A 24,104-nucleotide genomic window follows, 5' to 3' on the forward strand; every position below is an offset into this window, starting at 1 on the left:
CGTCTGCCGAAAAGCTCTGCTCAGCCCACTCCGTTCCGTGCTGGAGCCACTAAGCTGACAGGAACCGCGAAGGCGGTTCCACATGCCCCTATTGAGCACATCTGAGGAGAGAAGATGCCGGCGGCGTCACCTGGCCTGTTGTGCTGCCTGTCACTGTTCATCGACACGAAGCGCCGGCAGAGCCTACATGACAAGGCAGCATCGACCGCCGTCATCAGCACAGCCAACCGCTGATCAGCGCCTGGCACCGGCAGACGCCCGATGGCACACTGACGGCGCAGAGCGCCAGATCACCGCCGCGCTCTACAGACTGCCAGCACTGTCAGCAGCATCAACGACTGAGAGGAACACCATGACCCAGCCTCCGTCCCATTCACAGGACCCACAGCAGCCCCAGGACTCACAGCACTCGATCGGATATCAGGCTCCGCATGCTCGTGCAGCCGGCCAGTCTCAGCCGGGCGCCGCCGGCCCTTACGCTCACCCCTATGGCGGACAGCCGACCGGCGGAAACCCGTACGGCATGGAGTCCGGTTCCGGCTGGGGCGGCGCACCGGAGACCGAAAGACCGGCGAGCGGCCGGTCGGCCAGCGGCTTCTTCAAAGCCCTGTTCGACGTGAAGTTCGATCACTTCGTCAGCATCACGTGGGCGGGCATCATCTACGTGCTGCATATCCTCGCCTGCCTCTTCACGTGGATCGCCATCGTCGTCTTCGGCATCATCTTCGGTCTCGCCATGGGCGTGAGTGTCTTCGGTGAGTCGTCGTTCAATCCGCTGCCGCTCATCCTCGCGATCCTCTTCGGTTGGATTCCGGCCCTCATGCAGCTCGTGTACGGGCGCATGATCCTGGAGTTCATCGTCGCGTCGATCAAAACCGCCGAGAACACCCGGAAGATCGCCGAAGACACACTCTCGCTCAGTCAGCGCTGAGCTGAGCCTCGGCAGCTCGAGAGCGGGTGCTCAGGACACCGCCGAAGGAGACGAAGATCCCACCGAGCACGAGCACCGTGACCACGGCAGCCGTCTGCCCGCCTAGCAGTGCGGCCAGTGCCGGCAGCCAGAATGGGAAGAGGGCCGGGATCACGATCGACGCACTGTAAGCGGTGCCGTAGCCGGTCGAACGGACCTCGGCTGGGAAGATCTCTGAGAGGTGCGCACCGATCGGCCCGTATGCGGTGACGGTGAGCGCCTGAATGAGGCACACGAGCGCGGCGGTGGCGACGATCGTCGAGGCCTGCGTGATGAGCACGTAGAGGACCGGCCCGCCGACTGCGGCGATGATGCCGGCGAGCACGAAGAATCGACGTCTGCCGACGAGCGTGGAGATGTGCCCGGTCACCGACATCACCAGCGCCTGAGCGATCGCGGCTGCGGCCATGACGACCGGCACGGTCTCAGCCGTCAAGTGGGCGGCGCTACCGCCCTCACCGAGGTAGGCGGCCATCCGGATGACGACCATATTCGTCATCGGCCACAGCCCGGTCATGAGCAGGAACACCGCCCAGAACGGCTGTGCCCAGCGACCGAGGACGACCGCCCGCAGCGAACCCAGCTCAGCCGGTCGGCCACTGGGGCCGGCGGCCTCACTCCTCCCCGCCTCGGGCACGGCAGCATCCTCCGGCAGCAGCCTGGACGCCTTCGCATCGGCGACGTTGCGGTGATAGTAGGCGAGCACGAGCAGGGAGGCGAGGCCCCCGGCGGCGAAGGCCAGCCGCCAGCCGAACACGGCATATGCCTCGGGACCGAGTACGGCGAGCAGCCCAAGGGTGGCCACGGCGATCGAGGCCTGCGCCCACGGGGCCATCGCCATGATGAGCCCGGAGAACAGGCCGCGGCGGCGCGGTTTCGACCATTCCATCGCCAGCGGGATCGCCGAGGTGTACTCGCCGGCGAGGAACATACCACCGAGGAAGCGCAGCAGCAGGACGAGGTCGATCGCGGCGATGCCGATCGCCTCGTGGGTCGGCAGGCAGGCGATGGCCAGGGTGCAGACCGCAGTGCCGGCGATTGCGACCTGGGTGATGACGGTGCGGCCGAACCGGTCGGCCAGCCTTCCGAACACCACCGCGCCGAAGGGCCGGCCGAGCAGCGTCGCCACGATCGTGAGGGTGGCCGCCCCGGCGATCGCCTCGCGGCCGACCAGATGCGGCAGGGCCGGGGCCAGGGCGGTCAGCGGCAGGAAGATGTGCAGCTGATCGACGTAGTTGCCGACCACTCCGCCGGTCAGCGCGGCACGGGCCTCACGCGGCGGGCGGGGGCTGTCGTCTTGAGTCATGGTCTCCATCGATCATTCCAGGGCACAGCCGGGGCGGTGCCGGTCGCACATGACGAATCCCGGTGCCTGATCGTGTCAGACACCGGGATTTAACCGTACCCCCGAGCGGGTTCGAACCGCCGTTTCCGCCTTGAGAGGGCGGCGTCCTAGGCCACTAGACGACGGGGGCGCTGGGGTACCAGGACTCGAACCTAGACTAAGTGAACCAGAATCACTCGTGCTGCCAATTACACCATACCCCAATGCACTTTCGAGGCTTGCGCCTCCTGGCAACGAAAGATCACTCTACACACTCCGAACCCCGAGTGCAAAATCGCGTGAGGGGCGGCACAATGAGATCCATGGACCTCCGGATCTCAGGCCGCACATTCATCGTCACAGGCGGCTCATCAGGGCTCGGATTCGCCACCGCCGAGGCGCTTGTCGCGGAGGGTGCGAACGTGCTGATCTCCTCGCGCAGCCAGGAGAAGATCGACGCCGCGCTCTCCCGGCTCGGTGACCGAGCGGCCGGACTGGCCCTCGACAATGCGGCTGCTGACGCCGGTGAGCGGCTCTTCACCGCCGCGGCCGAGGCGTTCGGCGAGGCGCCGGTTGCCGGTGTGTTCATCTCCGTCGGCGGGCCGGCTGTCGGGCGCTACTTCGACACCAGCGAGGAGCAGTGGCGCGAGGCGATCGATTCGGTGTTCCTCGGCTCCCTGCGCCTGGCGCGCTGCGCCTGCGAGCGTCTGGACCCCGGAGGCGCAGTCGGGATGGTGCTGTCATCGTCGGTGTGGAATCCGATCCCCTCGATCGCGATCTCGAATGCGCTGCGGCCCGGGATTGCGATGGCGATCAAGAACATGGCCGATGAGATCGGCCCGCGCGGCATCCGGATCTTCGGTGTGGCCCCCGGTCAGATCCTCACCCCGCGGATGGGTGAGGCGCCCGATGCTGAGCAGCTGGAGCATGTGCCGCTGCGCCGGCTCGGGCAGCCGCATGAGTTCGGGCAGGTCGCAGCGTTCCTGCTCTCCCCCATCGCCAGCTACATCACCGGCAGCGTCATCGCCGTCGACGGCGGGATGGTCCGCTCACTGTGAGCCGCCGGACCTGAGCACACAGTCCTGAAACACCCGCGATTCCGGATACCGGGCAGGGCATCAAGGTCTCAGATTTCGTCGCGGGTGAGCTTGAGCAATCGGTCGAGCACCGCGCCTGAGGATGCCGAGAGCCCGTTGTGCTCATACTCGTTCGTCACCCATGGCCGCATCTGCGGCAGCAGTGAGGCGGTTGCCAGGGAGTACTGCTGGGGAACATAGGCGTCCTCGAAGTACACCGCGGCAGCCGCCGGCACCTCGGCGCGACGCAGCTTCTCGGCATCCCACAGCTTCGGCCACTGGCAGGCGGCCACGCGTTCGGCGATGTCCTTCCACACCGCAAGCGGGCCGGTGGTGAACACGGCCGGAGTCATGTGCTCACCGGCCAGCAGCGTCGGGTCGGTGCGCACCGCCTCGGGCATCGCCGCTTCAGCAGCCCAGTCGGTGACGACCCCGTCAGCCCAGCAGCTCTCGTGCGCCACCGCGTACAGCGGATTGCGCCCGGAGAACGGCATCGCCGCGGCGAAGTCGTAGCGGAAGGCGGCGGTGTCGATGTCGCCTTCGAGCAGGTAGGCCAGTCGCTCGGCCCCGCCGGAGGCGCCGAGGAGGTGGCCGAGCAGCCGCACGTGGTCGCCGGTGGCGATCGTACCGTCGGGCAGCTCGAGACCGGATGCGGCCCGGGAGCTCAGCTCCTGCAGCTTCTCAGCCGCGCGCGGATACCGGTCGGTGAAGGCCCGGGATTTGGCGATCATCTGCTGCCAGGTGACAGCGTAGACCTCCCGCGGGTGCCCACCGACGGCCGGCAGCCCGCCGGTGAACAGCGCCTCGCGGATGACCTCTGGATGCTCGCTCAGGTACCGCAGCGTGCAGAACCCGCCGAAGGACTGTCCGAGCACACTCCACTGCTCGGCGCCGAGAGCCCGCCTCACGTCTTCGGCATCGGCGATGATCGAGTCGGCGCGCAGGTGCGTCAGGTACCCGGCCACCGCCTCGGGATCGGCTGCATCGAGACCGGCCGGCAGCCCGGTGATGTGTCCGTCGACCCAGCCGACCGGGGTCGAGCGGCCGGTGCCGCGCTGGTCGAGCATGACGATGCGAAAGTCCTGCAGGGCCCGTTCGATCCAGCCGGGACTCGACTGGGTGGCGCGGAACGCCTCGTGCCCGGGACCGCCCTGCAGGTACAGCAGGTAGGGCTTGGCCGAGTCCTTCGTGCCCAGGATCCGGGCGAAGACCTCCAGCGTTGCCGGCTGCTGCCCCGTTCCCGAGGTGCCAAGCGGCTTGCCGTACCCGCGGTCGACGGGCACGGTGAGGGTGAGCTCTTCGACGCTCAGCCCGGGCAGGCGCAGGCCCGGGGCCACGGCTGCGGTGTCCGTCATCTCAGGAGTCCTGTGCCTGAGCGCCGGCCGTGTCCGCGGCGAGGTGATCGGCCAGGGCCCGCAGGCGGGTCAGCGAGGAGTCCTTGCCCAGAATCTCCATCGACTCGAACAGCGGCGGGGAGACCCGCCGGCCGGACACCGCCACGCGCAGCGGCCCGAAGGCCAGGCGCGGCTTGATGCCCATCTCGTCGACCAGTGCGCTCTGCAGGGCATCCTGGATGGTCTCGGTCGACCAGTCATCGAGGGGTTCGAGCACCCGCAGAGAGGCGGCGAGCACCTCGGGGGCGGTGTCCTTGAGCGTCTTGAGTCCCTCAGCGGTCAGGTCTAGGTTGCGATCGGCGGTGAAGAGGAATCCGAGCAGGTCGGGTGCCTCGCCGAGCAGGTTCATGCGGGTCTGCACGAGCGGGGCGGCGGCGGTGAGGATCTCGTCCTCCCGGGCGCTGAGCTCGTCACCGACGACGCCGGCGCGCTGCAGGTAGGGCACGAGCCGGGTGCGGAAGTCGGCGGCGTCGAGCATGCGGATGTGGTCGCCGTTGATGGCGGTGGCCTTCTTGACGTCGAAGCGGGCCGGGTTGGGCAGCACGTCGTGGATGTCGAAGGCGTCGATGAACTCCTCGACGGTGAAGACGTCGCGGTCCGGTCCGATCGACCAGCCGAGCAGGCCGAGGTAGTTGATGAGGCCCCCGCGGATGAAGCCGTTGTCGCGGTGGAGGAACAGGTTGGACTCCGGGTCGCGCTTCGACAGCTTCTTGTTCCCCTGCCCCATGACGTAGGGCAGGTGCCCGAACTCCGGCGTCTGCTCGGCGACGCCGATGTCCTTGAGCGCTTCGTAGAGCACGATCTGGCGCGGGGTCGAGGACAGCAGGTCCTCGCCGCGCAGCACGTGGGTGATGCCCATGAGTGCATCGTCGACGGGGTTGACGAAGGTGTAGAGGGGCTGACCGCCTGAGCGCACGACGACGAAGTCGGGCACGGAGCCGGCTTTGAAGGTGATCTCGCCGCGCACCAGGTCGGTGAAGGTGATGTCATCATCGGGCATCCGCACGCGCAGCACCGGTTCGCGGCCCTCGGCGCGGAAGGCGGCCTTCTGCTCCTCGCTCAGGTCGCGGTCGTAGCCGTCGTAGCCGAGCTTCGGGTCGCGGCCGGCGGCCCGGTGGCGGGCTTCGATCTCCTCATTGGTGGAGAACGACTCGTACAGGTGGCCGGCGTCGACGAGGCGGGTGATGATGCCCTGGTAGATCTCGCCGCGCTGGGACTGCCGGTAGGGGCCGTCGGGTCCGCCGACGTCGATGCCCTCATCCCAGTCGAGCCCCAGCCAGCGCATCGCCTCGAGCACCTGGCCGTAGGACTCCTCGGAGTCGCGGCTGGCGTCGGTGTCTTCGATGCGGAAGACGAATGTGCCGCCGGTGTGGCGGGCATACGCCCAGTTGAATAGGGCGGTGCGGACCATCCCGACGTGCGGGGTGCCGGTGGGCGATGGGCAGAATCGGACTTTGACGCTCACAGTTTCCTTCGTTCTTCGTCGATGCGTGTGCTGGTGGCTGGTGGGGGTGGAGCCGGTCCTGAGGCGGTGGTGACCGTCAGGCGGTGCTCGCCGGTCCCGGGGCGGTGGTCGCCTAGGTGTGGTTCAGGCGTCCATGACGGGGTTCTCGAGCAGGCCGAGGCCCTCGATGGCCACGGAGACGTGTTGGCCGGCTTCGATCTTGCCGACGCCTGCCGGGGTGCCGGTGAGGATGACGTCGCCGGGCAGCAGGGTGATCGTCTCGGTGATGTGCTCGATGAGGGTCGGGATGTCGAAGATGAAGTCCTCGGTCGTGCCGTCCTGGCGCTGCTCGCCGTCGACCCACGAGCGGATCGCAACAGCCTCGGGATCGAAATCGGTTTCGATCCACGGGCCGAGCGGGCAGGAGGTGTCGAATCCCTTGGCACGCGACCACTGCTTGTCGGTCTGCTGAATGTCGCGCAGGGTGACGTCGTTGCCGGCGAGATAGCCGAGCACAGTGTCGTAGGCCTGTTCGGCGCTGACCTGTTTGGCGACCCGGCCGATGACGACGCCGAGTTCGGCTTCATAGCTGACGTGTTCGCTGATCGCCGGGATGCGGATCGGGTCACCGGGGCCGATGACGGCGGTGTTGGGCTTGAAGAAGGTCAGTGGGGAGACCGGCACCTCGTTGCCGAGTTCGGCGGCGTGGTCGGCGAAGTTCCGGCCGACGCACACGATCTTCGAGCGCGGGATGATCGGGGCCAGCAGGCGGACCTCGTCGTAGGTCAGGCGGTCGCCGGTGGACTGGGCGGGGCTGAAGAAGGGGTCCGAGTCGAGGACGGCGATCTCCAGGCCCGAGGTGTCGGCTCGGCCGCCGATGATGTCGCCGAGCTCGCCTTCGACGACGCCGTAGGTGGGCTCATCGTTGTGGACGAATCTGACAATGCGCATGGCTACAGTCTAGGTGTACTCAGCCACGGGGTTGGTGACAGCGCGCCGGATTTGACGTAGGGGAGGATCTCTTGGGTGTCGCTTGTCTAAGGTCACTACCCGAAGCTCGGAACGATTCAGCTTAGATATAGCTTCAAGACTCAATGCCAGCACATCGCGGAGGGCCTGGGAATCAAGATTCCCGGGCCCTCCACCGATAGCAGCAAGTCAAATCCGGTAGCTAGACACGGACTGCGGCCGACGCCGAGCTAGCAACTATCGAAAGCAGTCATCGGAGCCGACGTTACACTCGCTGCCCGATTTCATACATACTCACCCGAGTGCCAGACTTATACCCTGAATCGAATGATTTGACATTCCCCTTCGGGCATGCGCGCCGAGGTGTCGTCCAGGTAGTTTTAGCGAACTTGGCGCCAGCTTTCACGCAGTAGCTATCAGCCTTCGTGTCCTTCACGCTACCGGAGACCTTAACCGAGTTACCGCTTCGGCAAGCACGGTTAGTGATATTGCCATATTTTCCTCGAATAGTGACCGTCTTTGAACACTGAGCCGCCTGAGCATTGTTCGACGTCGATGCATTCTGGGCATCAACCGTCACCGTTCCATCAGTCGACACAATAACGTCTTCACTATTGACGAACTTTGAAATATCCGCGACCTCCTCCCCAGTGGAAGCGTCTGTGACGACCGCTTCGAACGCACCCGCGCCGGCAGATACGTCCCAGTCGACGGAAAGGCCGATCTCTTCTGAGATGACCGCACGCTCCTGCATATTCGGGGGTTGCGCTGCCGTTGCAGGACCAGCGAAGAGGGTAAGAGCTACGGTGCCGACTGCGGCAAAGAAAAGGGATTTCATATTATTTTCCATTCATTGAACGGCTCAAGCCGAGCCTGGGGATGGAGGGGCTAGCGCCCTCGAGTGAGAAGTCTAACATGTCCTCATGCGTCCTGGGTTCCGTCCCGTGGTGCTGATGTTGGCCTTCTCATCCGCGATGATCAGCGCCGGCCGTTGACGATCGCTCCGACGGCGACACCGAGGAGTGCGATGCCGGCACCGGCGGCCATGCCGGTGAGGAAGCCGCTGCCGGTTCCCTGGCTACCCACTCCGGCTGCTGCAGACGTGGCGCTGGCCTCCGCGTCTGGGCCCGCCTGCTCGTCTGCTTCGGGCACGCCGTCGGCTATCGCCCTGTCGATGTCGGCGAAGAACTTCGTGGCGATCCGCTTGGCGACTCCGCCGAGCATCCGCTGCCCGACTCCGCCGATCGGCCCGCCGAGGATCGCATCGGCCTCCCAGTTCACGGTGCTGCCCCCGCCTTCGCGGGCGCTGAGCTGCACCGCGACCTCGGCGCCGATCGTGCCCGGTCCCCCGGCTCCGTTGACAGTGAGCACGAAGGATTCGGGCTCACGCTCCTCGGAGAAGACGACGGTGCCGTTGTAGGTGCCCTTGATCGCAGCGACCCCCATCGTCACGACGACCGCGTACTTCCCGTCGCCTGCGTCGGTGAAGGACTGCACGCCGGGGATGGTGGCTGCGAGGATCTTCTCATTGTGGAAGGCATCCCAGGCAGTCTGCGGGTCGGCGTTCATCGTGGCGGTGGAGGAGATCTTCATCGGGTCACCTTTTCTTCTGCTCGTGCGTCGTCGGTCTCCGGCACGCGTGCCGGGTGCTGTAGGGACGGCCAGTGGCCGGCGGCGTGCTTCTCGCGCAGCTCCCACAGCTCAGATGGGGAGATCGGCATGCGGGTGATGGGGAAGCCTTCGGCGTCTTCGATCGCCGAGGCGATGACAGAGGCGCCGGGGATCGTCCCGGCCTCACCGGCGCCCTTGATGCCGAGCGGGTTGAGCGGGCTCGGGGTCTCCAGGTGGTCGGTTTCGACGTGCGGGATCTCGGTGGCGAAAGGCATGAGGAAGTCCATGAAGGAGGCGTTGAGCAGCTGGCCGGTCTCGTCATAGGCCATCTTCTCGTACAGAGCTCCGGCGATGCCCTGTGCGACGCCGCCGAGCACCTGCCCTTCGACAACGAGCGGGTTGATCATCTTGCCGCAGTCGTGGACGACGCAGTAGCGCAGCACAGTGATGTCGGCGGTCTCCGGGTCGGTTTCGACGATCGCGGCATGCATGCCGGAGGCGAAGGTGGTCCGCTGCGGGGAGAAGAAGTCCCGCTCCTCCAGACCGGGTGAGTCGCCGGGCAGCATCGGCGGCTTCGACTCATCGCTGGGCATCCCGAACTGGGTGGCGGCCTTGGCGGCGTCGTCGAAGGCGTAGCGCAGCGGGTTGGACATCACCGAGATGACCTCGAGCGGGATCGAGGCTGACGGATCGCCTTTGACCTGCACGATCCCGTCGACGATCTCCAGATCGGCCGGGTCGACTTCGAGTGAGCGTCCGGCGATCGTCAGCGCCTTCTGCTTGAGCTTCTTGGCCGTCAGATGTACGGCGTTGCCGCTCATGACCGCCCCGCGCGAACCCCAGGTGCCCACCGAATAGGGGGTCTTGCGGGTATCGCCGGTGACGACGTTGACCCGGTCGATCGGCACGCCGAGCTCATCGGCGACGATCTGGGCGAACACGGTCGCATGTGCCTGCCCCTGAGTGGTCAGGCCGGTCCACACGTTGACCCGCCCGGATGTCTCGACTTCGATGTGCCCGCCCTCATACGGACCGGCACCGGTGCCTTCGACATAGCAGGCCACGCCGATGCCGACCCTGCGGCCCTCGGCGGCGGCTTGCGCACGGTAGGCGGCGAAGTCGTCCCAGCCGATGAGCTCCTTGAGCTTGGTCATCGAGGCCGGGAAGTCACCGGAGTCGTAGATGCCCTCGCGGCCGTCCTGCAGGACGAGGCCGATCGGGTGCGGGAACTCCCGCACGAAGTTGGTCTCGCGCACCTCGGTGCGGTCGCGGCCGAGTGCATCGGCCACCGCGTCCATCGCCCGTTCCATCATGTACACGCCCTGTGGGCGCCCGGCCCCGCGGTAGGGGGTGACGATGACGGTGTTGGTGTACAGCGACCACCATTCGCAGCGGTAGTTGCGGATGACATACGGCCCGAGCACGTGGGTGGCGGTGTTGAGCGGCGGGATCACCCCGTAGGGCAGATAGGCGCCGTTGTCGTGCCAGAACTTCACGTCGAGGGCGTGGATCTTCCCCTCGTCGTCGAAGCCGATGCGCACCTGCTGGAGCTGCTGACGCTCATGGGCTGAGGAGACGAAGTGCTCGCGCCGGTCCTCGGTCCAGGCGATCTCCCGGTCCAGTGCCCGGGCGGCGGCTGCCACGCAGACCTCCTCGGGCCAGGGGTGGTTGATCTTGACGCCGAATCCTCCGCCCACATCAGGGGTGATGACCTCCATCTTCGTCAGCGGCATCTCCAGCTTCGCAGCCAGAGCCGCGCGCAGACCCGTCGAGGTCTGCGTCGAGGAGTACACGATCATGCTCTCCTCGTGACGGTCCCAGCGGGCGAGCACGCCCTTGCCCTCCATCGGCATGCAGGCGCTGCGCTCGATGTCGAGGTCTATCTCGAGCACGTGTGGGGCACCGGCCATCGCCTCGTCGACCGCGCCGACCTCGTCGATGCTGTGGGCGGCGATGTTGTCGGCGACATCGGCATGCACAGCGTGCTCGGCCTCTCGCGAAGTCGCGACCCCGACGACGGCAGGCAGGTACTCGTAGTCGACGTGAACGGCGCTGGCGGCGTCTTCGGCGATGTAGCGGTTGGCGGCGATGACCATGGCGATCGGCTCTCCGACGTGGTTGACGTCGTCTTTGGCGAGCGCGTACCCGGTCTTCGGCGCGAGGAGTGAGGGGTGCGGCAGCAGCATCGGCAGCCGCTCGCCGGCCGCGCCGGGCAGGTCCTCGTGCGTCCACACTGCGTACACGCCGTCGATGTCGAGGGCGCCGGAGACGTCGATGTCGAGGATCTTCGCATGGGCATGCGGACTGCGCACGAACGCAGCGGCCAGCGTGTGGGGCGAGGACAGGTCATCGACATAGGAGCCGTTGCCGGTCACCAGCCGCGGGTCCTCCTTGCGGGCGATCTTCTGCCCGAACATCCGTGTCGTCATCGCTGTCGTCCCCCATCCGCGCCGGATGTCCTGTCGCCCGTGCCGGGTGCCCTGTCGCCCGTGCCCGACGCGGCGGCCGCCTCGGGTGCGGGTCCGGCCCTGCGCAGTTCGGCTGCCCGCAGCACGGAGGCGACGATGTTCTGGTAGCCGGTGCACCGGCACAGGTTCCCTGAGATCGCCTCGCGGGCCTCCTCGGGTGTGGGGTCGGGGTTCTCGTCGATGAAAGCGTCGATGGTCGTGATGAACCCGGGGGTGCAGAAGCCGCACTGCAGGCCGTGGCAGTCGATGAACGCCTGCTGCACATCGGAGGGATGCTCGGGGTCATTGCCGATGCCTTCGACGGTGCGGAGGTCGCTGCCTTCGGCGGCGACAGCGAGCATGAGGCAGGAGCGCATCGGCTTGCCGTCGACCTGGATGGTGCAGGCGCCGCACACTCCGTGTTCGCAGCCGACGTGAGTGCCGGTCAGCCCGATGTCGTGGCGCAGGGCATCGGAGAGCAGCCGGCGGTCGGCGACGGAGATCTCGTGCGCTGTGCCGTTGACCATCAGCCGCACGGTGCGGTGCGGTTCCGGCTCGGTTCCCTCAGCGTGTGCCAGGCTGCTCACGTGTTTCGCTCCTTCTCTCAGCCGATGTCTGTCATTTTCGTCGTTGCGGTCGCTGCCGTCACCTGCCCGGTGCGCCTGCCGTCACCTACCCGGTTGGCCGACCGACGGCGGCTGCGGTGGCCGACAGCTGAGCTCGACGGCCAGTCTGCGGGCCATGACCTTGGTGATGTGGCGGCGGTAGTCGGCGGTGGCGTGGATGTCGCCGGCTGGGTCGATGGTGGCCTCGACCGCCTCGGTCACGGCCGCGCACAGGTCAGTGGTGGCCTTCAGCTCCATCCCGGTGACCCGCTCGCTCATGTCGAGGACCTCTGGCAGGTCTGTGACGGAGACGAAGGACAGGCGCAGCCCAGTGATCGTGGATTCCTCGGCGGTCAGCGCCATGGCCACCCCGGCGAGAGCGTAGTCGCCTGAGCGACGGGCGAGTTCGGTGAAGCCGGTGCGGGTGCCGGGCGGGAACCGGTTGAAGTCGACATGGGTGATGAGCTCATCGGTTTCCAGGCAGGTCTCCAACGGGCCGATGAAGAGCTCAGCTGCGTCGATCTGCCGGGACCCGGATGAAGAGACTGCATGGGCAGTGCCGCCGGTGAGGGCGAGGATGGCCGGCATCTCTCCGTTCGGGTCGGCATGGGCGATCGAGCCGACGGTGGTGCCGCGATTGCGGATCGCCGGGTGCGCAACGTTCACCAGCGCCTGACGCAGGATCGGCAGCGCGGCATGGGCGCTGTCATCGGTTTCGAGTTCTGCGTGCGTGACCGCAGCGCCGACGCGCACGCAGGAATCGGTGATCTCGATGGAGCTCAGCTCGCTCAGCCTTGAGATGTCGATGAGGTGAGCGGGAGCGGCCAGGCGCATATTCAGCACCGGGATGAGGCTCTGGCCGCCTGCCAGCAGCTTCGCCTCGGCCCCGTGCTGGGTCAGCAGTTCGAGGCAGTGGTCGACTGATGCTGCGCGGTTGTAGGCGAAAGCCGCTGGCTTCATTCCCTGATGTCCTCCGGTCTGTGTGGATCGTGGTCGGCGGTCCGGCCGCCGCGGCGTCGCCGGCCGTAGTCGTCCTCGAGGCCGAGCTCTTCGAGATTGTGTGATCCGGGCTCGCCGACGCTGATGAGTGCGCCTCCTGCTCTGTCTGCCGCCTCCCGCAGCTCTGCGGGGGCGATGATCCGGCAGAAGTGGTACATCACCAGAACGACGATCGTACCCAATGCGATGCCAGCCAGGGTGAACGTCTCGGTCACTTTCAGTCCGATGTCGCCAATGGCGATGATGATGCCAGCGGCCACCGGGACCATGTTGAGCGGATTGGAGAAGTCGACTTTGTTCTCCGTCCAGATCTTGGCGCCGAGCAGTCCGATCATGCCGTAGAGCACGACGGTGATGCCGGCGAGCACGCCACCAGGCGCCGCGGAGATGAGTGCGCCGAACTTCGGTGAAAGGCCGAAGACGATCGCCACCAGCGCGGCAACGTAGTAGGCCGCTGTCGAGTAGACGCGGGTGGAGGCCATGACGCCGATGTTCTCGGCGTAGGTCGTCGTCGGTGAGCCTCCGACCGAGGTGGCCACGGCGGTGGCGACACCGTCGGCAGTCAGCGCCCGGCCCATGTACTTGTCCAGCGGGGTCTTCGTCATCTCTTCCACAGCCTTGACGTGACCGACGTTCTCGGCGATGAGCGCGATGACAGCCGGGAGCATGAGGATGATGAAGGCGGCGTTGAACTCCGGCAGGTGCATGCCGACGACCCCGGCGGCGCTGTCGGTGACTGGCGGCAGACCGAACCACGGGGCGTCGAGGACGCCGGACCAGTCGACGCGCATATGGGTGTCGACCTCTCCGGTGGCGGCGTTGAAGGCCGTGATCGGACCGAAGGCCAAATCGAAGATCCAGGACAGCACATACCCGAAGGCCAGGCCGAGAAAAACGGCGATGCGGCCGAGGAATCCGCGCAGAGCCACCGACATGACGATGATGACGAACATGACGATGAAGGCGATCCACTGGTCCTGTGGCCAGTACACGTTCGCGACGACCGGGGCGAGGTTGAAGCCGATGAGCATGACGACCGCGCCGGTGACCACCGGCGGCATGATCTTCGTCAGCACGGCAGCGCCCATGAAGTGGATGAAGATGCCGCACGCGGCCAGGACGAGGCCTGCGATCATGATCGCGCCGGTCACCTGCTGGGGTGTGCCGCCTTGGGCGGTGACAGCCGCGACACCGCCGACGAAGGCGGCGGAGGTGCCGAGATAGCTGGGAACCTTGCCGTTGACCATGAGCAGGAAGATGATGGTGGCGACACCGCTCATCATGACCGCCAGCTGGGGATTCAGGCCCATGACGACGGGGAAGACGAACGTCGCGCCGAACATCGCCACCACGTGCTGGACGCCGAGTCCGACCGTGCGCGGCCAGGTCAGGCGCTCATAGGGGGCTACCGCCTTGCCTGGTGCGGGACTCTTCCCGTCACCGTGCAGTGTCCATCCGAAACTCATTGCTCCCCCAGCCCGTCGGCGTTCGTACTGTCATAGCCGTAACGGCATGTGTCAACCGTAGGGACACAACGAGGCGTGCGTCACGTCAAGTTATGCCAAACACCTCCGTGCTGGATTGGATAGTTTCGCCCGCCTCATTGCGATCTGTCGGTGGATCGCTTATCAGCGGTGTGTGCGCTTTCCGTCCGTGAGGTCCGTGAGGTACATCGCCTGCAGGGCCAGATGGATGGCCAGCCGCCGCCGCGCATCGGTCATGAAGGGCCCGAGGATGCGCTCGAGCTTGCTGATCCGGTAGCGCAGCGAGTTGTAGTGGAAGTGCATCTCACGGGCGGTCTCAGCGACGTTGAGGTTCTTGTCCAGCAGCACCCGCAGGGTTTCGCGCAGGTCCGCGGAGGAGGCGCTCCGGTCGGCGAGCACCCCGAGGGTGTCGGAGATGAAGGCCCGCACTTCCTCCTCATCGTCGATGAGCGACAGCAGCCGGAAGACGCCGAGGGCGTCGAAGTGGCTGATCGCCTGCTCGCCGTAGAGCCTACGGCCGACCTCCACGGCCTTGCGCGCCTCCTGGTAGGCGGCCGGCAGAGCGTGGAGGTCCGCTGCTATGCGGCTGATACCGGTGGAAAAGGTCAGCCGGCCGCCGCCGCCGACGCCGTGCACGTCGCCGACCCAGCGTTCGACGCGGGCGATGGTGCGTTCGACGGATTCCTCTGCCGTCACACCGGCGATGACGGTGATCTCATCCCCTGCCCCGACGACCACCGCCTCGGCGTCGCCCTGGGTGACTGCCGAGGTCCAGGCGCGGGCGAAACGCTCCTGGAGGGACTGCTTCTCCATCGTCTCGATAGGTTCGCCGGTGTCGTCGTACTCGGCGACGACGACCACGAGCTCACGGTCCAAGTCCCAGCCCAGCGAGGTCGCATGCGACAGGATCCGGTCGGCTGCCACGATGCGGCCGCGCAGCACATCGTGGACGAAGTCAGCCTTGTACTTGCTCTCAACAGCCGAGATCGCGTGCATCTTCGTGAGCACGAGGGCGGCGGCTGCCGAGGCCTGGTCGACGACGTGCTGCTGGCTGTGGCTCATCGGATGGTCGGTGAAGAGGACGAGGCGGCCGAGGTCGCGGGCCCCGCCGCGGATCCGCACCGCCAGACTGTAGAGCTCGTTTGCCTTCTGCACCTCACCGACCCGGGTCTGCTCAACCTGGAAGCGGCCGGCGACGTCGAAGCAGGCCAGCTGCTGGAGCTCTGCCAGCGGCAGCTGCCCGGCCACCTCGGTCACCCGGCCGTCCATCGTCGTGACGGCAACAGTGCCGTTGACGTGACTGGCGATGCGGCTGCAGACCTCGTCGAGCTCTCCGCCGGTGACGACGATCGTGACGAGTTCATGGAGGATCTGCTCGGCTTGCTGCAGGTCCTGCTCACGACGGGCAAGCACCGTGCCGAGCACCTCGTGGATGATCTCGTCGAAGCCGACCCCGTGGGGCAGCAGCAGAACCGGCAGGCCTGCGGAGTCCGCTGCAGTGAGCACCTCGCCGGGGATCTCATGCAGATAGCGGCCGGGTTTGACGCCGACGCCTGCCAGCTCACGTTCGGCGAACTGGCGCACGAGCTCACCGAGGTCGATCTGCTGCCCCTGCAGCGGGTAACCGGTGGTGATGAGCAGCTCCTGGGCGCGCACCCACGGCAGGATGTCGGGGACTTCCATAACATTGACGCGCGAGACGATGCGCTCGAGCCCGTCGGCGCCGGCCAGCACGCGGGTGCCGGAAAGGGAGGGCAGGTCGAGGACGTCGCGGACGGTGACGTCGCCCCCGCTGACTGGCAGATTCTGCCGAGCCAGAGATTCATGATTATCGGCATTTGCCATGTCCCCCACCCTAGCAGTCAGCTCTACGCTTGTGAGATGCACGTCATATCCGCCGACCCGGTTGTCGTGCCAGCGGCGAAATCCCCTGTGACGCCGCCGCTGGCCGCCCCTGAGCGTGCATGGACGGTCGCCGGCATCCATGCGGCTGGCCTGTACCTCACAGCACCCGCCGGCCCCAAGGCATGTGCCGGCCTCACAGCACCCGCCGACGTTACAGCGCCTGCCGACCTCACAGCGCCTTCCGGGCCGCACACGCTCGTCATCCCGGTCATCGGGATGGGCGCCTACGATCTGCCGACGGCCATCCGCACGCATGTTCCAGCCGATGTCTTCACCACCGGTGTCAGGACCGGCGATCGGGTCGAGGTCGAACCTGACCGGCTGCTGCTGCCGGCAGCCGAGCTGCGTATCAGACGCGTGTGGCGGCCGCAGCGCATCAGCGGGGTGCGCTGTCTGGGGATCGGCTGCGGTCACCCCGATAGCCATTCGGCCGAACACCGTGGGAGGACACTCGCTCTGGGTGCCGTGCGTGCCGCGCTGCAGCCGGGGATCGCCGATGCTGAAGCCAGCGCTGAGGACATCGTCGCGACCGCGCTGGATGGCAGCCGGGGTGCTGCGTCTCGCTGCGGCCGGGTCGACCAAGCTCTGGCTGAGCGGGTCGCGGCGCTCATCGGCCGCGGTCCCGGACTCACCCCCTCCGGCGATGATGTGCTCTCCGGCATCGCGCTGACCCTGCGCTGGCAGTCGGCGTGGTGCGCTCTCGCCCAGCTGCGGGCAGCGCTCACACCGCAGCTGGCCTCCACAACGGCGATCTCCGCCTCACTGCTCGAAGCAGCCCTCGACGGCTGGTGCACGACACCGGTGACCAGGGCGCTGGGTGCCGCCCAGGCAGGTGACCTGCCCGCCTTCGCCGAGCACCTCGGTGCGATCGGGCACACGTCCGGCTACGACCTCGGCGCCGGTGTCGTGGCGACCTGCCGTGCGCTTTCCCGACCCTCATCTCGCTCCGCCGGCGGATCGCCGGACCCGACAGAAGGAGAAGACTGTGCTGTCTCACGTTGACATCCGATCCGGTGTCTACTTCGACTCCGTGAGCCTCATGCAGGCCTCTGCTCGCGTGAAGGACCTCGACGGCGTCGCCGACGCGCTCATCGGGATGGGCACGGAGCTCAACCTCGACCTCATGCGCAGCCTCGACTTCGACATCGACCCGGCGGTGAGCCCGAACGACCTCGTCATCGCTCTGCGGTGTGCTGATGCAGAGGTGTTGGAGGCCGCGGTGGCCGAACTCGATGTGCAGCTGGCTGCGCTGCGCTCCACCGGCGGCGGGCTCAGCGCCGGTGGCGAGAGCCCAGCGCTGACCGTGGGCTCGGCGGCGAAGAGAACCGAGGCGAACCTCGCTCTCATCTCCGTGCCCGGTGAGCACGCGACGACGGAGGCACTCGATGCGATCGCCGCCGGTTGTTCGGTCATGCTCTTCTCTGACAATGTGCCGGTCGAGTCCGAAGTGCTGCTCAAGGATGCAGCGGCCACAGCCGATGTCATCGTCATGGGGCCTGACTGCGGCACAGCGGTCGTCTCCCAGGCTGCGTTCGGCTTCGCCAATCGGGTGCCGCCGGGCCGGTTCGGCATCGTCGCAGCCTCCGGCACCGGCGCCCAGCAGGTCATGACACTGCTCAGCGCCGCCGGCGAGGGGGTCAGTCATGTGCTGGGCACCGGCGGCCGGGACATGAGCGCGGCTGTCGGCGGCCGGTCGACGAAGCAGGCGCTGCGGGCGCTGGCGGCTGATGAAGCCACCGAGCACATCATCATCGTCTCGAAGCCAGCCGATGCCGGTGTCGTCGACGAGGTCGCAGCGCTGGCCGGTGAGCTCGGCGTCGGGGTGACGTGGGCGGTGCTCGGCTCAGGCCGGCCGGATCTGACAGCCGCGGTCGAAGCGGCGCTGCGCGCTGCAGGTGGGGCGGCACCTGAGTGGCCGTCGTGGCTGCCGGAGGCCTCGGATCAGCGGGCCGGAGGCGGGGATCTGCGCGGCTACTTCTGCGGTGGCACCCTGGCTGATGAGGCGATGCTCATCGCCTGCCAGGTGCTCGGGCCGGTGCCCTCGAACATCCCACTTGCTGGGGCTGAGCAGCTCAGCGGCGGCAGAGTGCCGGAGAGCGGGTCGTTCGTCATCGACTTCGGTGATGACGAGATGACCGCAGGGCGTGCCCATCCGATGATCGACCCGAGCCTGCGACTCGACGCCCTTGAGCGCACCGGCGCCGGCGCTGGCGTCGTGCTGCTCGACCTCGTGCTCGGCTACGGCGCCCACGCAGCACCGGTCGAGCCGCTGGCCGCAGCGATCGAACGGGTGCGCGCACGTGCGCAGGAGGAGCACGGCCACCGGCTGCCGGTCGTCGTCTCCCTCGTCGGCACCGAGGAGGATCCGCAGGGACTCTCCGCCAGTGTCGAGGCGCTCACCGCAGCCGGTGCCGAGGTGTTCGCCTCGAATGCTGCCGCGACGCGCCGAGCCCTGGCCCACCTCGGGCACGCTGCATCCCCGGATGCCGCGCTGAGGCCTGAGTCCGGCGTGCAGACCGACGCGCAGGCCCGCGTGCAGACCGGCGCGTCGACCACGGCTGCTGATGGCGCGCCGCTGCGCGGTCTCCTGGAGGCCGAGCCGGTCGTGGTGACGGCCGGGCTGTCGCTGTTCGCCCAGGAGCTGCAGGCGCAGGCGGTCGCCGTGACCGAGGTGGAGTGGCGCCCACCGCTCGGCAGCGCTGCCGCGGTGCAGGCGGTCATGGCCGATCCGCGCCGCGCCGACGCCAACCGCACGGCGATCGAGCGGATGCTCGCCGCAGGTGCCGAGCTCGTCGCCGTCCGTCCGGCCCGCGAGTGCCTGGGCCTGGCTGACACCGAGTTCCTCCACGCCGGTCCCCCGCTGGCCTGGGAGGACGCCTCGGGACCGATGCGCGGCGCCCTGGCTGGGGCTGTCGTGTTCGAAGGGCTCGTCGACACGCTTGAGGAGGCCGAGGAGGGGTTGGCCTCTGGCCGGTTCACATTCGCGCCGTGTCACAGCCGGGAGGCTGTTGGGCCGATGGCTGGTGTGGTGAGCCCGTCGATGTGGATGATGGAGCTGCATGACCCGGTGCACGGCAACCGCGCCTACTGCTCGCTCAATGAGGGGCTGGGCAAGGTGCTGCGCTACGGCGCCAACGGCGAGGAGGTGCTCACGCGGCTGCGCTGGATGCGTGATGTGCTCGGCCCGGTGCTCGCTGAGGCGCTGGCCAGCAGCGGCCCGCTGGATGCGAAGGCGTATGTTTCGCAGATGCTTCAGTCCGGCGACGAGGGCCACAACCGCAACCGCACCGGCACGCTGCTGTTCCTGCGCGACATCATGCCCCATCTCTTCTCCCAGGACCGGCCGCAGGAGGATCTCGCCGAGGTCGTCCGGTTCCTCGGCGCCAACGACTACTTCGCCCTCAACATCGTCATGCCCACCTGCAAGCTCGCCTGCGCTGCGGCGAAGGACGTGCCAGGATCGTCCCTCGTCGTCACGATGGCCCGCAACGGCACCGAGTTCGGCATTCAGCTCTCCGGCACCGGCGATGCCTGGTTCACCGGACCGGCGCAGCTGCCCGAGGGGCTGTTCCTCGGCTCGTTCGGGCCGGAGGATGCCAATCCGGATATCGGCGACTCGGCGATCACCGAGACTGCCGGGATCGGGGGGTTCGCGATGGCTGCAGCGCCGGCGATTGTGCGGCTTGTCGGCGCTGATGTGGCGTTTGCGATCGAGACGACGCAGAAGATGTATGAGATCACCCTCGGTGAGCACCCCTCGCATCAGATCCCGATTCTGGAGTTCCGCGGCGTGCCGACCGGCATCGACGCGGCCACCGTCGCCCGGACCGGTGTGCTGCCGCAGATCAACACCGGCATGGCCGGCAGAGTCGCCGGCGTCGGCCAGGTCGGTGCCGGTCTCGTGAATCCGCCTGAGGAGGCGTTCACAACAGCGATGGAGGCACTCGCCGAGGCGGCGGAGTCACCGGTGAGGAGCTGAGCCGGCTGGCCGGTCAGGCGGGGTAACGGCTGGCCGGTCAGGAGTGGGTGCCCGGTGGCCGGTCACGAGTGGATCGGGCCAGTGGTGTCGCGCAGCGGCGCGCCGCTGGCCTGCCACCGCTCCCGGGTGATCTCGGCCAGGATCGAAATCGCGGTGGTCTCCGGGGTGCGGGCGCCGAGGTCGAGGCCGATCGGCGCGTAGAGCCGGTCGATGAGCTCCTGGGACACCCCGGCTTCGCGCAGCTCTGCGATGCGCCGGTCGTTCGTGCGCCTGCTGCCCATCGCCCCGACATAGTCAGCTGGACAGCCGAGTGCGACCTGCAGCAGCGGCACATCGAACTTCAGGTCATGGGTGAGCACGGCGATCGCGGTGCTCGGCTCGATCCGGCCGGCATCGATCTCAGACTGCAGATAGCGGTGCGGCCAGGACACGACGACCTCGTCGGCCTCCGGGAAGCGGACAGGCGTGGCGAAGACGGGCCGCGCGTCGCAGACGGTGACGTGGTATCCGACGAGCTTCGCTGCCGCGGCAAGCGCGCGGGCGTAGTCGATGGCCCCGAAGATGAGCATTCTGGGCCTGCGGCAGAAGGCGCTGATGAGCACGGCAGTGTCGCTGTCGAGGCGTTCGCCGTGCTTCCCGTACTCGCGGATCTGGGTGGTCCCGGCGGCCAGCAGCCCGACGGCGCCGTCGACGACGGAGCAGTCGAGCTGTCCGTCGCCCAGCGAGCCAGCCACGGCCGGTTCCTCCGCCTCGGGTTCGGTGATCGCCAGCCAGCGGCCGGCCGGTGGGGCGAGCACGTATTCCATCCCGGTCGGCTCGCCGAGCTCATCGCTGGCCAACGGGATCCGAGTGAGCAGAGCGGCCGGTTCGTCGGCAAGGATCTGCCGGCACACTGCCGCCAACGGCTCGGCGTCGGCGGTGTCGGTGGGATCGACGCGCCGGATGAGCACGTCGAGCTGGCCGCCGCAGGCCAGGCCGACGGCGAAGGCCTCGTCATCGGAGACGCCGTAACGGCCCAGGCGCGGCTGGCCGTCGTCGATGGTGAGCTGGGCGGCGGCGTGCACGGCCCCTTCGACGCAGCCGCCGGACAGCGACCCGATGGCCCGTCCCGAGGCGGTGACCGCCATCGCGGTCCCGGCCGGGCGAGGTGCTGAGGACCAAGTCCGGATGATCGTGCACACGGCCATGGGCTCGTCACCGGTGAGCAGGTCGAGGATCTCGGAGGCGATGTCGCGCATGCCGCTCACCCCGCGACGGCTGCGGCGAGCCGGAAGTAGTCGGCGATGGTGGTGCCGGGCAGCAGCGCGTCGACGTGCGGGCGGATCGCGCGGATGCCGCGGATGTCGGGCTGCCAGCCGGTTCGCCCGGCTCGCGGGTTGACCCACAGGAATCGTGCGCACAGGCGGCTGGCGCGGGCTGCGGCTGCGGCGAGAGCGTCGGTGTCGCCGTCTTCCCATCCGTCGGAGATGACGACGAGGGTGGCCCCGCGCAGCCTGCCGGCGTGCCGGTCGATCAGCTGCTGGAGGGTCTCGCCGAGCCGGGTGCCGCCGCCGAGGTCGGGGACCTGTCCGCTGCGCGTGCCGGGCCGACCGGTGCGCACGCCTGCGGTGACGTCAGTCAGTGCGGTCCCGGCGGTGAAGACGCTGACGTGCTGGCCGCCTTCCGCTGCGGCTGCTGCGAAGGCCAGCTGGGTGGTGTGGAAAGGCTGCATGCTGGCCGAGACGTCGAGGACGATGACGATCGGGCGGGGCACCTCGCGGCGCTCCTGCGTCGGCAGGCTCGTGATCTCTCCGGTCGCGAGCAGTTCGCGCAGCACCTGTCGCACATGCAGACGGTCGGCGCGTCCGCGCCGGCATCGCGGCCGGCGCCGCTGCGGTGGGCTCAGGCGCAGGCCGGCGAGCTGGGCGCGAGCGTCGGCGGCATCGGACCCCAGCAGTTCGGCGATGTCGGTCTCGCGCAGCACTGCGGCCTTCGAGGCTGCGGCAGCCCGCGGTTCGGGATCGCCGGTTTCTATGTCGTCGTCGCCGGGCAGCGCGTCAGGCACGTCGATCTCGACGTCGATGCCCGGCGGGGCCGCGGCAGCCGGGTGGCGGGAGAAGAACCGCTCGAAGTGGATGCTGAAGTCCGCCCACTGCTCAGCGGTGGTGCACCAGGCGGCGCGGGTGACGGTGTAGACATGCTGCCGTTCAATCGTTCCGAGGGCGCCGAGCCCGGCCACGGCGGTGTGCAGCCGGCCGGGGTCAACGGGGTATCCGTGACGGGCGAGGCTGCGGGCGAAGTCGGTGAGCACTGCGGTCATCGTCATGACGGTCTCCGCGGTGGTGCCCCGCCGATGACCGGCCCGCGGGCGCGGACCTGTTCGGCGTCCTCGGCATCCTTGATGAGTGCGCCGAGCGTGGCCTGCGCGGTCGCAGCGTCGAGGTCGACGGCACGGAGTGCGACGAGCGAACGCAGCCAGTCGATCGCCTCGGCTGTACCCGGCGGCCGGTTGAGGACCATCTGCCGGACCGCGCGCACATAGTCACTGGTCGCAGCCACAAGCGCCTCGTTCGCCTCAGGCACATGGAGGGCGAGGATCTGCTGTTCGGCTTCCCGGTCGGGGAAGTCGAACCAGTGGTAAAAGCAGCGGCGGCGCAGCGCATCGTGGATTTCGCGGGTGCGGTTGGAGGTGATGACCACCAGCGGCGGCTGGGCGGTCTCGATGCGGCCGAGTTCGGGGATCGACAGGGCCCATTCGGAGAGCACTTCGAGCAGGAGTGCTTCGAACTCGTCATCGGCCCGGTCGATCTCGTCGATGAGCAGCACCGCCCGCTGCCCCTCGTCCGAGGCGGTGAGTGCGGCCAGGATCGGGCGGGTGAGGAGGAAGCGTTCGGAGTACAGCTGCGCTTCGAGCTTCCCGGCTTCGGCCGTTTCGGCGGCATGGGCGGCTTCCAGGGTGCGCAGGTAGAGGATCTGGGAGCGGAAGTCCCAGTCGTAGAGCGCCTGGGCGGCGTCGATGCCCTCGTAACACTGCAGCCGAAACAGCCGCCCGCCGTGGACGGCGGCCAGCGCGTGCGCCAGCGCCGTCTTGCCGACTCCGGGCGGTCCCTCGCACAGCAGCGGCCGGTCGAGCCTGCCGGACAGCCACGCGATCGTCGCCAGCGCATCATCGGCAACGTAGCCGTGGTCCATGAGCGCGTCTCTCAGCTGCTGCCAGTCTGCAGGTGAAGTCATCGGCCCTCCTCCCGCGCGCATGCGTCGGGAAGCAGCTTCGGCAGCCGCAGGCCGGCGGCCCGCAGCTGCACGGGAGTGTCGATGTCGGCACCGGTGCACAGGTGGCTGCAGTCGACTTCGCGCACCGCACCCGAGGCGAAGACCGCCTTCGCGCCCGAGTCCCCAGTGGCGGTGTCGATGACCTGCTGCCAGTGCTGCGATCCGATGACGACGGGGTGTCCGGGACGCGCGCCGAACATCGCCCGCACGAGGCTCGTCTCGATGCTCTGCTCGCGGGCAGCGGCGATGACCGCCTCGATGGCGGCTGCGGTGATGCCGGGGACATCGGCGAGCAGGATGACGACGGCGCGGATGCGCTCGCCGGCAGACGTCTCGGCAGCAGCGCGCAGCCCTGCCCGCAGCGAGGCCGACAGGCCGTCCTGCCAGTCCGGGGCGTGGGCGGCCCGGGCGCCAGCCGGCACTCCGGCGGCGACCGCCTCGGCGGCGGCACCGGTTACGACGACGATCTCGGACAGCCCGGCAGCCGTCAGCTGGTCGCACAGCCTGGCCACGACCGGCTGCCCGCAGGAGGTGCGCAGCAGACCCTTGGGCACACCGAGGCGCGACCCGGCACCGGCGGCGAGCACAATGCCGGCGATGTCGCTGTTGGGTGCGTGCCTCACGGTTCCTCCTTGTGCCAGGCGG

The 24,104-nt window shown here is 68.0% G+C and carries 19 protein-coding genes and 2 tRNA genes; 4 read left to right on the forward strand and 17 right to left on the reverse strand.

Annotation, left to right across the window (positions count from 1 at the left end; genetic code table 11):
* The first annotated feature begins 352 nt into the window (after positions 1-352).
* Positions 353-931 carry a DUF4282 domain-containing protein gene (locus M3B11_RS09135; protein ID WP_259877189.1) on the forward strand — a complete coding sequence of 193 codons (579 nt, stop codon included), beginning with the start codon at positions 353-355 and terminating at the stop codon, positions 929-931.
* On the opposite strand, the gene M3B11_RS09140 is transcribed toward M3B11_RS09135, so the two are convergent.
* The 3 genes from M3B11_RS09140 to M3B11_RS09150 all read right to left on the reverse strand — a co-directional run bounded on the left by M3B11_RS09140 (position 918) and on the right by M3B11_RS09150 (position 2,518).
* Positions 918-2,276, reverse strand: coding sequence for an MFS transporter (locus tag M3B11_RS09140; protein WP_259877190.1), 1,359 nt, complete (start codon positions 2,274-2,276; stop codon positions 918-920). The genes M3B11_RS09135 and M3B11_RS09140 overlap by 14 nt on opposite strands.
* Before the next feature lie 96 nt (positions 2,277-2,372).
* A tRNA-Glu gene (locus tag M3B11_RS09145) sits at positions 2,373-2,445 on the reverse strand.
* A gap of 1 nt (position 2,446) precedes the next feature.
* Positions 2,447-2,518 (reverse strand) — tRNA-Gln (locus tag M3B11_RS09150).
* Positions 2,519-2,617: 99 nt separating this feature from the next.
* On the opposite strand from M3B11_RS09150, the gene M3B11_RS09155 reads away from it, so the two are divergent.
* Positions 2,618-3,352 (forward strand): SDR family oxidoreductase, encoded by a 735-nt coding sequence (locus M3B11_RS09155; RefSeq protein ID WP_259877191.1) that lies wholly within the window; start codon positions 2,618-2,620, stop codon positions 3,350-3,352.
* A 68-nt stretch (positions 3,353-3,420) separates the two neighbouring features.
* Here M3B11_RS09155 and M3B11_RS09160 read toward each other — a convergent pair whose 3' ends face one another.
* The 10 genes from M3B11_RS09160 to M3B11_RS09205 all read right to left on the reverse strand — a co-directional run bounded on the left by M3B11_RS09160 (position 3,421) and on the right by M3B11_RS09205 (position 16,168).
* A complete protein-coding gene (locus M3B11_RS09160; protein ID WP_259877192.1) occupies positions 3,421-4,725 on the reverse strand; it encodes an alpha/beta hydrolase in 1,305 nt (434 codons plus the stop codon).
* A gap of 1 nt (position 4,726) precedes the next feature.
* Positions 4,727-6,229, reverse strand: coding sequence for a glutamate--tRNA ligase (gene gltX, locus M3B11_RS09165; protein ID WP_259877193.1), 1,503 nt, complete (start codon positions 6,227-6,229; stop codon positions 4,727-4,729).
* Between the two features lie 123 nt (positions 6,230-6,352).
* Complete coding sequence (locus tag M3B11_RS09170) at positions 6,353-7,159, reverse strand: fumarylacetoacetate hydrolase family protein (protein WP_259877194.1); 807 nt, start codon at positions 7,157-7,159, stop codon at positions 6,353-6,355.
* Positions 7,160-7,442: 283 nt separating this feature from the next.
* On the reverse strand, positions 7,443-8,015 hold the full coding sequence (locus tag M3B11_RS09175; RefSeq protein WP_146004329.1) for a hypothetical protein: 573 nt from the start codon (positions 8,013-8,015) through the stop codon (positions 7,443-7,445).
* Positions 8,016-8,155: 140 nt separating this feature from the next.
* Positions 8,156-8,770: a carbon monoxide dehydrogenase subunit G gene (locus M3B11_RS09180; RefSeq protein WP_259877195.1), complete on the reverse strand. Its 615-nt coding sequence runs from the start codon at positions 8,768-8,770 to the stop codon at positions 8,156-8,158.
* Positions 8,767-11,217 carry an aerobic carbon-monoxide dehydrogenase large subunit gene (cutA, locus tag M3B11_RS09185; protein WP_259877196.1) on the reverse strand — a complete coding sequence of 817 codons (2,451 nt, stop codon included), beginning with the start codon at positions 11,215-11,217 and terminating at the stop codon, positions 8,767-8,769. The genes M3B11_RS09180 and cutA overlap by 4 nt, the downstream gene beginning before the upstream one ends.
* Positions 11,214-11,822, reverse strand: a complete 609-nt coding sequence (locus M3B11_RS09190; protein ID WP_259877197.1) for a (2Fe-2S)-binding protein — start codon at positions 11,820-11,822, stop codon at positions 11,214-11,216. Before M3B11_RS09190 ends, cutA begins: the two co-directional genes overlap by 4 nt.
* Positions 11,823-11,903: 81 nt before the next feature.
* Entirely contained in the window at positions 11,904-12,800 is an 897-nt protein-coding gene (locus tag M3B11_RS09195) for a xanthine dehydrogenase family protein subunit M (RefSeq protein ID WP_259877198.1), read from the reverse strand.
* Positions 12,797-14,305: a uracil-xanthine permease family protein gene (locus tag M3B11_RS09200; RefSeq protein WP_259877199.1), complete on the reverse strand. Its 1,509-nt coding sequence runs from the start codon at positions 14,303-14,305 to the stop codon at positions 12,797-12,799. Before M3B11_RS09200 ends, M3B11_RS09195 begins: the two co-directional genes overlap by 4 nt.
* 162 nt (positions 14,306-14,467) lie before the next feature.
* Positions 14,468-16,168 (reverse strand): PucR family transcriptional regulator, encoded by a 1,701-nt coding sequence (locus tag M3B11_RS09205; protein WP_259877200.1) that lies wholly within the window; start codon positions 16,166-16,168, stop codon positions 14,468-14,470.
* A gap of 36 nt (positions 16,169-16,204) precedes the next feature.
* Between M3B11_RS09205 and M3B11_RS09210 the strand changes: the two genes are divergently transcribed.
* Positions 16,205-17,230 carry a DUF2877 domain-containing protein gene (locus tag M3B11_RS09210; protein ID WP_259877201.1) on the forward strand — a complete coding sequence of 342 codons (1,026 nt, stop codon included), beginning with the start codon at positions 16,205-16,207 and terminating at the stop codon, positions 17,228-17,230.
* Positions 17,214-20,207 (forward strand): DUF1116 domain-containing protein, encoded by a 2,994-nt coding sequence (locus tag M3B11_RS09215; RefSeq protein ID WP_259877202.1) that lies wholly within the window; start codon positions 17,214-17,216, stop codon positions 20,205-20,207. Before M3B11_RS09210 ends, M3B11_RS09215 begins: the two co-directional genes overlap by 17 nt.
* 62 nt (positions 20,208-20,269) lie before the next feature.
* Here the strand turns inward: M3B11_RS09215 and M3B11_RS09220 are convergent, their stop codons facing one another.
* From M3B11_RS09220 to M3B11_RS09235, 4 genes are read right to left on the reverse strand one after another with little or no spacing between them, the layout of a single operon-like run.
* Positions 20,270-21,445 (reverse strand): XdhC family protein, encoded by a 1,176-nt coding sequence (locus M3B11_RS09220; RefSeq protein WP_259877203.1) that lies wholly within the window; start codon positions 21,443-21,445, stop codon positions 20,270-20,272.
* Positions 21,446-21,450: 5 nt separating this feature from the next.
* A complete protein-coding gene (locus M3B11_RS09225; protein WP_259877204.1) occupies positions 21,451-22,512 on the reverse strand; it encodes a VWA domain-containing protein in 1,062 nt (353 codons plus the stop codon).
* A complete protein-coding gene (locus tag M3B11_RS09230) occupies positions 22,509-23,420 on the reverse strand; it encodes a MoxR family ATPase (RefSeq protein WP_259877205.1) in 912 nt (303 codons plus the stop codon). The genes M3B11_RS09225 and M3B11_RS09230 overlap by 4 nt, the downstream gene beginning before the upstream one ends.
* Positions 23,417-24,082 carry an NTP transferase domain-containing protein gene (locus tag M3B11_RS09235; RefSeq protein ID WP_259877206.1) on the reverse strand — a complete coding sequence of 222 codons (666 nt, stop codon included), beginning with the start codon at positions 24,080-24,082 and terminating at the stop codon, positions 23,417-23,419. The genes M3B11_RS09230 and M3B11_RS09235 overlap by 4 nt, the downstream gene beginning before the upstream one ends.
* Positions 24,083-24,104 lie beyond the last annotated feature (22 nt).

It is taken from the genome of Brevibacterium sp. p3-SID960 (assembly GCF_025144725.1).
Classification (GTDB): domain Bacteria; phylum Actinomycetota; class Actinomycetes; order Actinomycetales; family Brevibacteriaceae; genus Brevibacterium.